The sequence below is a fragment of the Paenibacillus radicis (ex Xue et al. 2023) genome, from assembly GCF_024722015.1.
GTDB lineage: Bacteria > Bacillota > Bacilli > Paenibacillales > NBRC-103111 > Paenibacillus_S.
Genome location: NZ_JANQBD010000014.1, coordinates 200102 through 214712 on the forward strand (window position 1 = coordinate 200102; position 14611 = coordinate 214712).

Genomic DNA, 14611 nt, shown 5'->3' on the forward strand with positions numbered 1-14611 from the left:
TGCCTTTTTTGAGCAAAAAAATAACTGCGCCTATGTCAAAATCAACAAATAGGGCAGTTTTATTTTTATGGTACTATTTCGTTAATGTTTTCGTACTTTCTGAGGCGGCCTTCATCTTGCCAAGAAAATCTTTTATTTGTTCGAAAGGCGGCTCGGATAGGTCCTTGGGATGATCCTTGTCACCATTCACCCACAATGTTTCTAATGGAATATAACCGCGGTAATTGCTGTACCTGATTCGGGTAAAGAGCTCCTCCAGATCCACCAGAATGTCTGTATTAGCCCCGGCCGGCTTTCTTTTCACCTGGAAGTTCACCGTGTAAGGAAGCACTGCTTCAATATCATCATACCAAGCATAGCCTTCACCGGTACATTCAAGAAACTTTTTGAAAAAACCGGAATCATTGATTAGTCCAACGTTAGGATGATCTACCCAATTCAGAATCCGAATTACCTGATCAGCTGTACACACCATGTCTCCATGGTTCTGCATACCGATGATGACTCCTTTTTCGGCACCATATTCAGCACATTCTCTAAGAGCCGGTACAATTCTCTCTCTTGCTATGGTTTCCCAGTTAGAGTCCTTTATATCCTCTGGAACCGCACCATTAAACACTCTCATGACAGGAGCTCCCATCACAGCTGCCACATCAATCCAATATTTGACACGTTTAACGTCCAATGCACGTCTTTCATCGCTAGGATCGGCAAAATCATTCTTTACCCCTGTTCCGCTGATTGCAATCCCTAACTCTTCACACAGCTTCTTAATACTTCTTGCATATTCAAAAATCTCTTCATCTGATCGGGTTGGCATCGTATAATTATCATATCCCGGGATATAGTACGAGGTAATATCGACAGCGTCGAAGCCTGCCTCTTTGGCGAACCGGATAACCTCCATCGTATCGATTGGGGGGGCTCCATCCGTGCTGCCATTCACCCATGAGCTCAAGTTATGACTGAAGCTGTAAAAGTTAAGTCCCATCTTGAAATCGCCTGTATAATAAGGGCCTTTACGGCTGTCAACCAAATAATGACTGGTAGGGATTTGTTCGTAAACTTGTGAGGACGGTTCTTCATTGGTATGTACAATACTCATATCATTTCTCCTTCTCCATGGCTCTTTTTTTTAGATTGCGGAAATAATGCATTACTTTGAAATTCTCAATATTTTACAACAGCTTGACGATTGCCGTACGGAAGGTTACCCTATTCCTAGCTTTCATTTTAGCCATTCGACAAAGGTTCTTTTGAACAAAAAGGAGACTTATCTGTGAAACAAACTCTTATCGTTACAACTAGAGAACAATTACAGCAGTGCTTAGCTATTAGGTATGAGGTGTTCATACAAGAACAGCAGGTAGATGAAAGCCTCGAGATCGACGAATTCGATCAAAGTCCCGATGCATGTGTGCATGTACTGCTACTGGACAACGGACAAGCTTTGGCTACCGGAAGAATGCGTCCTTATGATGAAGCAACGATGAAGCTGCAGCGAATAGCCGTCCGCAAGGAACTGAGAGGTACAGGAGCAGGTAAAACCATTGTGCTCGCTCTGGAGGATCTGGCTCGCGAGCAAGGCTTTGACTACTCGCTTCTTGATGCACAATGCCAAGCGGAAGCATTCTATCATAAGCTGGGATATGTTACGGTATCGCCTGAAATCTTTCTGGATGCAGGCATCCCTCATGTCCGTATGAAAAAGAAGCTGCAGCCCTAAGTAGATGTCATTCCCAATCGAATCGGTGCAGCTCGTATACAGTCTTGCTCGCATACCTGCGTGCAAGACTTTTTCCTGTTTGCTTAGAGCTCAGACTCTAACCATAAGCAATCAAGTTAGGTTGCAGAGAATCGGAAAGCTTCCCCTTATATCATAAAATTGATGCAAATAGGACTCGATTCCAAATTCAATTGTCCGGCCGGAGTCAGTTCGCCTGTGTGCTGGTTAATCGCAAATGAGGCAACATGATTTGCCCCTTCGTTGGCAACCAACATGTATTTGCCGCTTGGAGAAACAGCCATACTCCGAGGCTTGTTTCCTCCTGAAAATACATGTCCCACATACGTGAGCCTTCCGTCTTCATTAATTCGATATTGGACAATACTATCATGGCCGCGATTGGAACCGTATACATATTTGCCACAGGCAGATAACTGTATATCCGCACATTTGTTGAACTCATCAAAATCTGCGGGTAGAGTTGATACGGTTTGAATCGTCTCAAGAACACATTGCGAAGCATCATGAGTAAATATGGTAATAGTCGAGCTATACTCGTTGATCATATAAGCGCAATGGTTAGTTGGATGAAATAAAAAATGTCTGGGACCAGATCCGGGTTCAACAAAAATAGCTTGTTTCAGCTTCAAATCATGGTGGGCATAATCAATTTCATAAATGTACAGCCGGTCGGTCCCCAAATCCGGTACGACTACAAACCGGTTTGTCGGGTCTACCACAATACTATGTGGACGTGATTTGTTCTTCGAGCCAAATCCTATACGGTGAACTTCAAAGGAGATGCAGCAGGAAATGTCCTCCATGATCCCGCCTGGCTTCAGTGGCAGAGCGATAATGCTCCCACCCGTGAAATTAGCCGCAAATAATGCAGTGAAATCTGGATCTGTGCTAACATAGATTGGATTTTTACCTAATGTTGCTTGTTTGCTAACTAACTGCAATTGTTTCGTGTCAGGATTGAATATATACGAAACCGCTATTCCTTCATTTTCAAAATCCATCCCTACTACATATAAAATATTTCTGGATGCATCAACAACCAAATAGGATGTTTTGGACATGTCATTATAGGAGTTGACCAAAGTAAGGGACCCGTCTTCTTCATGAAACTCGCACAGGTACAAGCTCGGAGATGCCTCGGCAGTCATACAGCCCGCATAAACATACATACTAAAAACCCTTCTTCCTTTATTCAGCGTCTATTTCAGCAATGACTTTACGGCTTAGGGTATCCAGAGCACTTAGCTCTTCCGATGTCAAAGCAATATCCACTGCTTCAATATTTTCTTTCATATGCTTGATGCTTTGGGAGCCCACTATAGCTGTAGTCAGAGCATGCTGATGAAGCAGCCAGCTGATAGCAACCTGTGAGATCGCCTTATTTTTTCCTTCTGCAATATCTTTGAGCAGTACAATCAATTCTCTTGATTTTTCCATATGCTCGGGGGAGAATAACCGCCGTTTACTTCGGAAATCATCTTCGTCCAGTTGTTTCCCCTTCAGGTGAAAGGCTCCTGTTAATATTCCTTTAGCGATAGAGCTATAGCTCATTATGCCAATGTTTTCTTGCACACAATAAGGAACGATATCTTCTTCAATAGACCGATGCAGCAGGCTGTATTCAGGCTGAACGACATCAATTTGTGCGTAGTTCGATGCTTCCTTCAACTGCTCTAACGAAAAATTAGACACCCCAATTGCACGAATTAAGCCTTCTTCCTTCAGCTTATTAAATTCATTTAAGGTTTCCGATACCGGAATCTCAAAGCTTGGCCAATGGATATAATAAATATCCACATAGTCTGTTCTCAGCTGCTTTAAGCTTCTTTCCGCAGAGCGGCGTACGTTAGCCGGTGCCAGATTAGCTCGACTGACTTTAGTTGAAATTACTGTTTCCTTACGCTTTCCTTCCAGAGCAGCGCCAACAACTTCCTCTGAATGGCCATCCCCATAGCCCTCCGCCGTATCAAAGGTAGTAATTCCCATCTCGAATGCTGCCTGAATCGCCTTAATATTATTATCATCGCTTGTAAACTCCCAAGGTCCTCCTCCGAGCTCCCAGCAGCCAAAAGTAATGCTTGAAACCTGGATATCCGTTTTACCTAACGCTTTTGTCTTCAATTGTACTCTCTCCTTCATGATACTTCACTTATAAGTGATACATTCTAAGAAATCAGAAATTTACTGCAAAGGATCCTGGTCCAGCCCTCATCTTACGGAATTCACCGATACCAGGGAGTCACCGTAATATTCTCAATATGCACTTCAGGAGGTTGACTCACAAGGAATAGAACAATATCGGCAATACTCTCCGCCTTCAGCATCGTGTCTCTGCTTTCCTGTGAAACAGGATTTAATTTATGACTCCAGATGTTCGTGTCGATTGCCCCTGGGCTGATAGAAGTTACCCGTATTCCGGAGCGCCTGTTAGCTGCAATCATAGCTTCCGTTAAAGCTCTTGCGCCAAATTTAGAAGCGGCATAAATACTGTTCCCTCCTGAGACTTGAAAAGCCGCCGTTGATAAAATATTAATAATATATCCGGAGTTTCTCTCTGTCATCTTGAGGAGCGCTTCACGGCACATAAGAAAAGTTCCAGTTAAATTCGTTTCCATAATCCGATTCCACTCAGCGAGATCAATTTCCTGTACCAATTGCTTGCCACTCATGCTGACTCCAGCCGCATTAATTAAAATATCAATATGACCGAATTGGGTAGCTGCATGGTCAATTGCAATTTTTACGGATGTCTCATTTCTAACATCTGTGGCAATAGTGATTATGTTCTTTTTTAAATCTGGATGAATGGACTCTATAGCTTGTATCAAATTTTGCTCATTCCTGGCAAGTGCAACTACATATGCACCTTTCTGCACCAAAGCCTTCAAGGTTGCGAGACCTACGCCTGAGCTCGCACCAGAAACTACGGCCACTATTCCCGTTAACTCCATATAACGAATCACCTCTAATCTTCATACTGTTTACTGATTATGCAGCTGCTTGGTGTATTAACGTTAATACTGTACAAGTTAATTTTAGCGTTTACATTGTCTAGTGTCAATCGTTTTTTAGCAGGACAACCTTCATATTATGGATGGTAAAAAAACCAATGCTTACATTTCAAAGATGAAAACGTTAGGAACACTAAGAGGTTGAACAAGTACTGTAAATGAAAAACCAAAGAAATTAGCAACATTACGGGGCTCTCGCTGTCCTAAGTTGATATGCTCCCCATACGGTAAACAGGTGAAATATTAAAACCTGGTTTCCGTGTGAACTGTACCTTAATAGCTAGACACATTAACAATTGCAATTGCAGTTCATACTTTTCCAACGCGCGCGAATCCCAGGCGCGGGTTGCGGCATTGCATGGCGGTCGGTCGAACCCCTTGAGATAGCTTAAGCGAGGGCGCGAGAACCAGATGTTCAAAGTTTTCTTTCATTCCACAGGAGATTGGGATTTTCAGGGGTGTTCGCAAGAAAGGGAATAGATGGAAATCCTCCCTTTAATCCAGCCTGGATATCGTTTGAATTCATTCTAACTGGAAAAACTCCAGCTAATAAAGGTGATTCTGATGATATCAACCCAAATACATAAAATTAACATGAGTAATTCCAGCTATAAGGCTGTGAACGCTATTTTCGGAGCTATTAACCCGACATTTTCCTGATATTTGTGTGGAGTTCCCTAGATTGCCATGCAATGTCGTAACCGAACCCGAATCCGATACTCAACATTAACACACGTTGGAATGCGACCTCATCTCTGCATCGCTGAGAATACCCGCAGTCTCAAAAGAGTACCCTCGTGAAACCCATAAAATGTGTAAAAAGAACCTTTAATTCCAAATCGGAATTGAGGGTTCTTTGCAACCAGCTATTCAGAATAAAGTAGTGGGTGGGCCGTCCCAAAATGGCTTTTAGGACAGACCCATATAATACTTTTTAAAATGCAAATTCGCTTTCAGGTAAACGTTTACTTATACAGCTCCAACCAGCTTTGAAAGCTGAACAGTTTGACCTGTACGTGCAGATTCGTAAATAGCCAAGATGATCTCCAGAGGCTTGTAACCCTCTTCTCCATTAATAATCGGTTCACGATTCTCCTCAATGGCAGCTATCATATCATTCATCTGTTTAATATGACCTGCACCTTCAATCGCTGTTGGATCAGCAGCCGTTGTTCCGTTCCCTCTATTGCTCTTACTGACTGAGCTATGGCTTGCGTTACTTCCATCCTCACCCGATTCAGACTTCACATTTCTAAATACCAGCTCATCTCCTTCAATAACGGCACTGCCATCTTGTCCGAAGATTTCGACACGGGTCGTAAGTCCTGGATACGCGCAAGTAGTGGCAACTAGTGTTCCTACAGCTCCATTACGAAAACGCAATGTGGCTACGGCTGCATCCTCTACTTCAATTCGCTCATGACCTAATGTTTCGCAGACGGCATGCACACTTTCAACAGGCCCCATCAAGTATTGCAAAACGTCAACCGTGTGTACGCCTTGGTTCATTAATGCTCCGCCACCATCAAATGCCCAAGTCCCGCGCCATGCCCCACTGTCATAGTACTCCTGCGATCGGTACCAGTTGATTGCACCGGTTCCAATAATTAATTTCCCGAATTTGCCGCTTTCAATATCTTGCTTGATTTGTTGTGTAGAAGCCTGCAATCGATGCTGGGATATAACCGCTAGCTTCACGCCTGCTTTACGGCATTCCTGGATCATTTGCAAAGCATTGTCTGAAGTGATATCCATCGGCTTCTCAGTAATAACATGTTTGCCTGCTCGTGCAGCTGCTATCGTATACTTGGCATGCATTCCACTAGGCAAACAAATATTAACTATATCCACATCCGTGCGCGCGAGCACTTCATCCAAATTGCTGGACCAATCGCAACCATATTTTTCAGCAAGCTCCTTCGCTTTGTCTGCGACTTCATCGCAAATGACTACCAATTTCCCTTTATCTACACTTAACAATCGCTCCGCATGAGTTTGCCCTATTACTCCAGCACCAACAATTGCAAATCCATATTGCTGTTTGTCCATGTCTCCGCTCCTCCTCATGAAGATTCTTATCCTGCTTATGCAAGTAATCTGACTGAATCTTCATACTCTCTATAAATATGATTTTTTAAAAATAAATTCTTTTGCCTTCACTAGCCGACCAATAAGCTGCATATATCGTTTTCATTGAATCATAAGCAAGATCGAAATCCGATTTGGGCTGTCGATTATAAGCCACACATTCCATAAAATCCTGAAATTCATCGACATAGCCTCTCATGATATCATCCAATGCGCTAACGAACTGCCAGCCTTGTTTCGTTTCTACTTTCTCACTAATAAAAGTGTTCTCCAAATTCGACTCATCAGCGAAATAAGACAGCATATGATTGTTTGGCGTTAGATTACACAGATATGCGCTTTCGGGGGAGTAGACCTCCACAATGTTTCTTACCCCGCCAACAATCATATCTCCTGCCATAACGTTAGCCTTCGTTCCATCCGAGAAAGTCAGGGTCACATTCGCCCAGTCTTCGACGTCAACGGGACGGGCAGCGATAACTCCTCTATCTTCTTCGCTCAAATGATTGGTAATATTTCCAATCTCCGCAACTACACTCTGAATCGTAATTTGTTCATTTCTAGCCTCTATCTCTACTTTCTTCAAGTAAAGAATCGCCGATAATGGGTGACAGCCTTGCCTGATCAACGCTCCGCCTCCCGTATGATTCCATAGAGCAGCATGAGCTGCATGGGAACCGCTGTGGCTTTCTTCACCTTTCAACAGAAGCAGCTTGCTTTTTCTAGCTTGAATGATTTCTGAGCATTTGGTAATGGAGGGCGCATAAACCCAGTTCTCTGCATACATGAACAGCTTCCCGCTTTGCTCCGCTACTTCTCTAAGCTTATCCATGCGCCTGATCACATCGTGATACATCTTTTCTTTGGAAACGTTAAGTCCTACATTAGCGTCACCCAACGTTCCATAATATCCTGTCATCGGCTTTTCACAAATGACATGTTTACCCGCTTGCAGCGCGCGAACCGTCATTTCCTCGTGCAGGTATGCGGGGGTACAAATATCAACAACATCAATCTCTTTATTCTCCAGCAGCTGTTCAAACTCGGTATAGATCTTCTCTATCCCGAATTTCTCGGCGAATGACTTCGTCCTTTTATTGGTTGATGCTACCGCTTTTAGACAGACGTCAATGCCGAATACTTTTTTATAACAGTCACCATGAGTCGTTGCGATAAATCCACTACCGACAATGCCTACATTAACCCTTATCATTAGCGATGTTCCTCCACGGTGTCCTTCTTCTTGAAGATAACTGTCTTCAGCTTACTAAACATGTTAAATTGCGACATAATTAAGATCAAAATGCAGAACACCAATCCAAGGCACAATGGTCTTGTAAAGAAAGGCTCAAGACTGCCGTCTGACAGCACCAGTGCTCGTCTTAAATTGGAATCCGCCATTGGCCCAAGAACAACTCCGAGCAAAAATGGAGATGCCGGATAATTCATCTTCGACATAAGGAGCCCTATAATACCGAAAATAAACATGACGTAAATACTAGAAATTTTGCTATCAATTACGAATGAGCCTACAGCACAAATGACGAAAATAACCGGCATGAGAATTCGTTTGTCAATCCGTAAAACCTTAACTGTATATCGGGAAATGAACAGACCCAAGATTAGCATAACAAAAGCACTTGCAACCAAATACATACTCATCGTATAAATAAATCCAGGATTTTCGCTCATCATAAGCGGTCCAGGTCTTAAACCATGCAGCCACATCGCAGCAAGAAGTACGGCAGAAGAGGTACTGCCTGGTATAGCCAAAGTCAGAAGTGGGATAATGTGTCCGCCGATAGTGGAATTGATACCTGTTTCTGCGGCAATAACTCCTTCATAAGCCCCATTACCGAATTCTTCTTTATTTTTACTGCGCAATTTGGCCGCCCAGTACGATACCCAGCCAGCAACATCCTCTCCTACCCCAGGGATAAGTCCAACGACGACACCGATGAAACCGGATCTGAATACCGTTGGCATTTTGCCCTTAATGATAGACAATCCCCTTTTTACTCTTAGGGTGAGAACTTCTGTGGGAATTTTTAGCTGATTTTGTTTGAATGAATTTACGATTTCAGGGAAACCAAACAATCCAATCATGATGGGAACTAAGGAAAGGCCTGCCATCAATTCAATGTTGCCAAAGGAAAAGCGCGGATACGAGTTCATTTGATCTAATCCGATCTGTGCTACGAATAAACCGAGCGCACCGGAAATCCAGCCCTTTATCGAGTCCCCTCCTGATGTCAAGCTGCCACAAATCAACACTCCGAAAAGAGCCAGCAAAAAGAACTCCCAAGAACCGAACTTTAAAGATAACGTTGAAAGAAGCGGAGTTAAAAGCAATACGCAAATGGCACCGAACACAGTTCCAAGAAAAGCAGAGGCATTTCCGAGAAAAATACCTAATCCGGCTTCTCCTCTCTGTCCAATTTTGTAGCCATCCAAGGCTGTTGCCGCCGAAGCAGGAGTTCCCGGGATGTTGAGCAGGATAGCTGTCTGAACCCCTCCTGATATGGCACCGACATAAACGCCTACCAAGGATAAAATAGCTGACTCAGCACCGATTCCATAAGTCAATCCAGTCAAGAGAGCTATAGCCATTGTTGATGTTAGTCCCGGAAGCACGCCAGCGATCAGTCCGAACAATACAGAAAGGACGAGCACCAAAATATTAACCGGCGTAATGAGCAAATAAATAGATTCCAGAAAATAATGTAAGCCCATGTTTTCCCTACCCTTTCCTTATGGTAATGTCACGTTAAAGCCAATTTCGAAAAGCACATAGATGAAAATACTTACGGAAGCCGCTGTCAGAATGATTTTACGATAAGATCCAGCCTCCATAATCTTCATCAGAAAAACTAAAAAGATGAATGAGGACAGCATGAATGGAAATCTTGGTATCAGAATAAATGTGAAGATTCCGATAATTGCGATGCCTGCCAACATGTTTAATACATCTTTATTTTTAATGAATTGTGGAAACCATGCACCTAAAGCTCGGATATTACCTGAGATTCCAACATGTTTCAAAGTTTTGAAAAATAACAGAATCGAACAAAGCATAAGCATGCTGCCAATAAATAACGGCAGTAATCCTGGCGATGAATAAATCGGCCCTCCAGCGTTTACACGAATATTATTGCTTTCCCAAACAATAAATAACGATAGCAGAAACAAACAGATCGATGATGCAAAATCAAGATGTCTGATCTTCTCTACCCTTATTTCTGAATTTTTCTCCATCTGCTGCTCACCTTATTTCATTGAAATTATTTAGCTGGTTTTTTGATATTAAATTTCTCTGGGGAAATCTTAGCTACTCCGCCATCAAACAATGCCCAGTCTACAGTTGAAGCAAGCTTTTCCACATATTTTTGGGATTCTTCACCACTGTAACCTAATATCTCCACGCCTTTTTCTTTGGCGAATTTCTTGATGCTTTCGCTAGCTACTGCTTTTTTGAAAGCCTCATCGATTTTTTTCACAACAGCCTCAGGAGTATCTTTGGGCACTGCAATACCGAATGCTTCACCGAGTGGAACGGACTGTTTCATTTCTGGCACCAATTCAGCAATGGAAGGAATCGGGTCAGCCCCTTCAATAATCAATGGTTTATCTGTCAATGCGGCAAGACCTTTTAATTTTTTACCTCTGAACATATCAACCATCTCCATAGACAATTGAGGAACAGCATCCACTTCACCAGCAATAGCAGCGATTATTGCAGGATTTCCACCTTGATAAGGTACATGCTTGTAGTTAAAACCAAGAGAAGACTTTAACACTTCGCCTGCAATATGCCCACCTGTACCAATACCTGCAGTCCCGAAGGATACGCTACCTGGATTGTCTTTGATGCCTTTGATCAATTCTTTGACATCCTTGTACTTTGAATCCGCTTTCACAGAAATGACATTTGGAGAAAAGGCAGCAATCCACATATGCCAATCACGATGTGTTTTCTCTGTATAGCCCATAACCGGGTAGCTTACAAAGGACATGAAACCGTTACCCATAATTGTATATCCATCATGAGGAGCGTTTTGAACGTTCAAAGTTCCTACCGATCCGCTTGCTCCCGGGGTGTTGACTACAGAGATATTTTTCCCCAATGCTTTGCCCATTTCGTCAGCTACTGCTCTTGTGGTAAGATCCGTCCCTCCGCCTGGATTATAAGGAACCACAATAGTAATATCTTTGGCCGGCCAGCTTGCTTCCGATGCTTTGAAAACTGAGGAAACCTTTGGCCAAGCTATAGCAAGGCCAACCACAACAACTGCTGCAATACCCCAAACAACCGCCTTTTGATTCATAAAATACAACCTCCATTAGTTTAGTTTCTTGACCGATTCGCCCAGCATAAGCTCACAAGCTATTTTCTCCTGATGCCATTGCTCGGTTTCCGATTCGTCTAAAATACTTCTCATCAAAGCTTTCATAGCTACCTCACCGATTTGCTGCTCAGACTGACTGATACATGTAAACTTAGGTACATTCAATTGAGTCCAACTCGGTGTTCCAATAATTACCACAGAAAAATCTTCCGGTATTCTCACCCCTTTCTCTCTTAATAACTGTATTCCCCCCTCTGCCATAATATGGTGTCCAAAAACGATAGCGGTTACATTTGAATTAAGAAACGGCTCCGTTAAGCGATAACCTTCCGGAGAGCTAAGGTCACCTAATTGAATCCACTCAGATTCCAACTGTAAACCACATTCGTGCATAGCTGCTGTATATCCCAGCTTCCTCTCTTGGACGTTGATAAATGTATCCCAGCCAATAAACCCGATACGGGTATGACCTTGAGAAACCAAATGCTTGACGGCGGAGTAACCACTGTTCCAGTTGTCGGAACCGACGAAGTCATAATGCTCAACGCCAATCAAAGGCCTTTCCAGAATAACGTAGGGGATACCCAAGCTGCGCAGATGATCCGTATTTTCGGTCCCGCCAATACTAGGGCTGATAATTAATCCGTCTACTCGCTGCTCAATCATCTTCTGGATGATTTGTCTTTCCTTATCCATATCATCCACGGTTGTACTGATCGAAATAAAGTATCCGTGGCGATGTGCAGCTTCCTCTATCGCGATTATAATCCGGGTAAAGAATGGATTGTCGAACTGCGGAACCAGAACAGCAAGGATGCCCCGCTCCTTACCTTTCAAGCTGCTGGCCACGGCGCTCTTCATGTAATTCAGCTCTTTCGCTGCTTGCAGCACCCTCTCCTTAAGATCCTCACTCACATAGCGTTTATTGGAGTCGTTAAGGATATATGAAACGGTGGCTATCGATGTCTCTGCCAACTTGGCCACGTCATTTAGGGTAGCGTATTTCTTCTTTTTCTGCTTTTCCATTTGAAAACACCTCTCCTTAGGTAAACGTTTACTAACTTATTAATTATATCAGGGAAACGTTTACTTTCCTAATGTTATAAAAAGCAACCAAGTTGCTTCATTCTGTTTATGCACACGTGTTCCAAACAACTTAAAAATTTTTATGCACACGTGTTCTAAAATTAATATTATGCTGGAATGTAAGCGAAGTCAAGAGTTATTTTTGGGTAAATCAACCATTCTTTCTGGGTATTGTAATATCAAAACAGGGTATGTTATAATCTCTCCAATTAGACTTGGATTCAATAAATACGGGGCTTTCTCCTGTGTATAGCAAGTATGGCTGCTCAAGGATAGGCTTTATTTTAGGTCGTTAATTATGCTTCATTAGAGAATGGAGGAGTGCGCTAATCATTCAATATTTTAGAGGATAGGTAAACGTTTACCTAAATGGACGTTAAAATGCTTTCTAAGGACTCTTTTGGACTGCAAATTTAGTGTTTGGAAGCGCTTCATTTATGGTTTCAGCTTCTCCCCTTACTCTCCAGTGATAATCGAAAGGATGGCATCCCAATGTCACGTAAAGCAAACCATCTTATTTTTGCGGCTGTTTTGTTATTTGCAGTGTGGTTTAATCCTGGACCCGCATTAGCTGAAAGCTCTCCAGTCTACAGCTTGGCCTTAGACAATGGGCAGGTGACAGTAGGAAGTGAAGTGAAGGTAACGGTCACAGCTGAGCATGCAGTCAATCTGTATGGCTATGAAGTTGTATTGGAATATGAACCGGATAAATTGGATTATGTCCGAACCGTCAATATTATGGGTGATGGCGGTTTATCGATTACTCCGATCCTGCAAGGAAACCGGATCACTTTTGCCCATACCAATATAGGGAAGGATAGCGTGAATAGCGGTAATTTTAATCTAAGCACATTCACATTTAAAAGTAAAAGTTCTGGAAATTCCCCCCTTATCCTGCGGTCTGTAAAAGCCGTTAACCAGCATGATGATTACCTTGATTACCAGTTATGGAACTCGGGATCTCAAGCTGATCTTTTAATAATTAACAATGGCAGCAGCGGTAGTAGTAGTGGTAATGCTACCCCCGATATTGGAAATCCGACTGCAGATGGACCCAGTAAATCATCTGATGGAGTACATATTATTAATTCTTCCCCGCTGCTTGAGCAAACCTCGGATGGAAGTATCATTTCCAAATGGAGTTTGGATGCGACAGCTTTAAATCAAGCGGTTGATCAATTAATTGCTTCCGGAAATCAAAGTAAAATAGAGCTGGAAATAAAGGGAAACACTCAAGCCGTACAGGTACAGCTGCCCGCTGATAGTTTGGCATATGCTCTATCCAAAATATCCGAGTCGGTCATTTCCATAAAATTCGATACCGTTAGCTATGACTTGCCTCTTAAAGCGCTGAATATGGCTGACTTGACCCGTGCACTGAATTCAGATGCAAAGGATATAAAAATCAAAATATCCATTCAAAAGGTTGAAGGAGTTGCAGCTGCTCAACTTGACTCTAAAATAAAAGAAGCCGGATATCAATTACTAACAAATGCAATAGAATTTAACATCACAGCAGAAGCCAACGGCAACTCGCTTTCGGTCAATGACTTCGGTTCGACCTATGTGCCCCGTACGCTGATTTTACATGATTCAGTCAATGTAAACACGGCTGCTGCTGTAATTTACGATCCCAGCACCGGGGAAATTAACTTTGTCCCAGCCCTCTTCACAGAGTCGAACGGTACCTTGCAGGTTACTATCCAACGAACCGGTAACAGCATCTACACGGTTGTAAAGTCATCCAAGACATTTTTAGACATGGAGGGCCATTGGGCAAAAGCAGATGTCGAGCAATTGGCTTCTAAACTGCTCATCAAAGGCATAAGCGACACCCGCTTTGCTCCTCAGAACCAAATTACCCGTGCGGAATTTGCTATACTGCTGGTTCGCGGACTTGGACTTACAGCATCTGATACATCCAAGTTTGTTGATATCCAATCCTCAGATTGGTTTGCTCCAGCAGTTGGGGCCGCAGTTAAAGCTGGTTTAATAGACGGCTATGAGGACAGCACCTTCCGTCCAAATGCCAATATTACGCGAGAGCAGATGGCCGTAATGATCACACGGGCTATAGCATTGACAGGTAAAAAATTAGATGCAGATCCTGCACGGACTCCCTCATTCGTGGACGCCTCATCGATCAGCGGGTGGGCGAAAGATGCTGTTGCCCGTTCTGTTAGTATGGGTATCATGAACGGTGTTACAGACAGCACATTTGCGCCAAATGACAATGCAACCCGTGCCCAAGCGGCTGTAATGCTGAAGAGATCATTGCAATTACTGCAATTTATGAACTAATTCAGATAATCCAATATAACGGCATTTGCCTT

At 42.9% G+C, this 14611-nt stretch carries 12 protein-coding genes; 2 read left to right on the forward strand and 10 right to left on the reverse strand.

All coding sequences use genetic code 11. The features are described 5' to 3' along the window. Positions 1–73: 73 nt before the first annotated feature. Complete coding sequence (locus NV381_RS19725) at positions 74–1105, reverse strand: sugar phosphate isomerase/epimerase family protein (protein ID WP_258214991.1); 1032 nt, start codon at positions 1103–1105, stop codon at positions 74–76. Positions 1106–1279: 174 nt separating this feature from the next. Here NV381_RS19725 and NV381_RS19730 point away from each other — a divergent pair, with 174 nt between their 5' ends. Beyond that, complete coding sequence (locus tag NV381_RS19730; protein WP_258214992.1) at positions 1280–1726, forward strand: GNAT family N-acetyltransferase; 447 nt, start codon at positions 1280–1282, stop codon at positions 1724–1726. A gap of 146 nt (positions 1727–1872) precedes the next feature. On the opposite strand, the gene NV381_RS19735 is transcribed toward NV381_RS19730, so the two are convergent. From NV381_RS19735 to NV381_RS19775, 9 genes are all read right to left on the reverse strand, one after another. Further along, entirely contained in the window at positions 1873–2916 is a 1044-nt protein-coding gene (locus NV381_RS19735; RefSeq protein WP_258214993.1) for a lactonase family protein, read from the reverse strand. 19 nt (positions 2917–2935) lie between these two features. Continuing rightward, complete coding sequence (locus NV381_RS19740; protein ID WP_258214994.1) at positions 2936–3868, reverse strand: aldo/keto reductase; 933 nt, start codon at positions 3866–3868, stop codon at positions 2936–2938. A 101-nt stretch (positions 3869–3969) separates the two neighbouring features. Continuing rightward, a complete protein-coding gene (locus NV381_RS19745) occupies positions 3970–4698 on the reverse strand; it encodes an SDR family oxidoreductase (protein WP_258214995.1) in 729 nt (242 codons plus the stop codon). Positions 4699–5727: 1029 nt separating this feature from the next. Further along, positions 5728–6807, reverse strand: a complete 1080-nt coding sequence (locus NV381_RS19750; protein ID WP_258214996.1) for a Gfo/Idh/MocA family protein — start codon at positions 6805–6807, stop codon at positions 5728–5730. A gap of 85 nt (positions 6808–6892) precedes the next feature. After that, positions 6893–8059, reverse strand: coding sequence for a Gfo/Idh/MocA family protein (locus tag NV381_RS19755; RefSeq protein ID WP_258214997.1), 1167 nt, complete (start codon positions 8057–8059; stop codon positions 6893–6895). Continuing rightward, positions 8059–9579 (reverse strand): tripartite tricarboxylate transporter permease, encoded by a 1521-nt coding sequence (locus tag NV381_RS19760; protein WP_258214998.1) that lies wholly within the window; start codon positions 9577–9579, stop codon positions 8059–8061. The genes NV381_RS19755 and NV381_RS19760 overlap by 1 nt, the downstream gene beginning before the upstream one ends. A gap of 18 nt (positions 9580–9597) precedes the next feature. After that, positions 9598–10101, reverse strand: a complete 504-nt coding sequence (locus NV381_RS19765; RefSeq protein WP_258214999.1) for a tripartite tricarboxylate transporter TctB family protein — start codon at positions 10099–10101, stop codon at positions 9598–9600. Positions 10102–10127: 26 nt separating this feature from the next. Further along, a complete protein-coding gene (locus NV381_RS19770; RefSeq protein WP_258215000.1) occupies positions 10128–11171 on the reverse strand; it encodes a Bug family tripartite tricarboxylate transporter substrate binding protein in 1044 nt (347 codons plus the stop codon). 15 nt (positions 11172–11186) lie between these two features. Next, complete coding sequence (locus tag NV381_RS19775; RefSeq protein ID WP_258215001.1) at positions 11187–12218, reverse strand: LacI family DNA-binding transcriptional regulator; 1032 nt, start codon at positions 12216–12218, stop codon at positions 11187–11189. 552 nt (positions 12219–12770) lie between these two features. Between NV381_RS19775 and NV381_RS19780 the strand changes: the two genes are divergently transcribed. Beyond that, entirely contained in the window at positions 12771–14579 is a 1809-nt protein-coding gene (locus NV381_RS19780) for an S-layer homology domain-containing protein (protein WP_258215002.1), read from the forward strand. Positions 14580–14611: the final 32 nt, after the last annotated feature.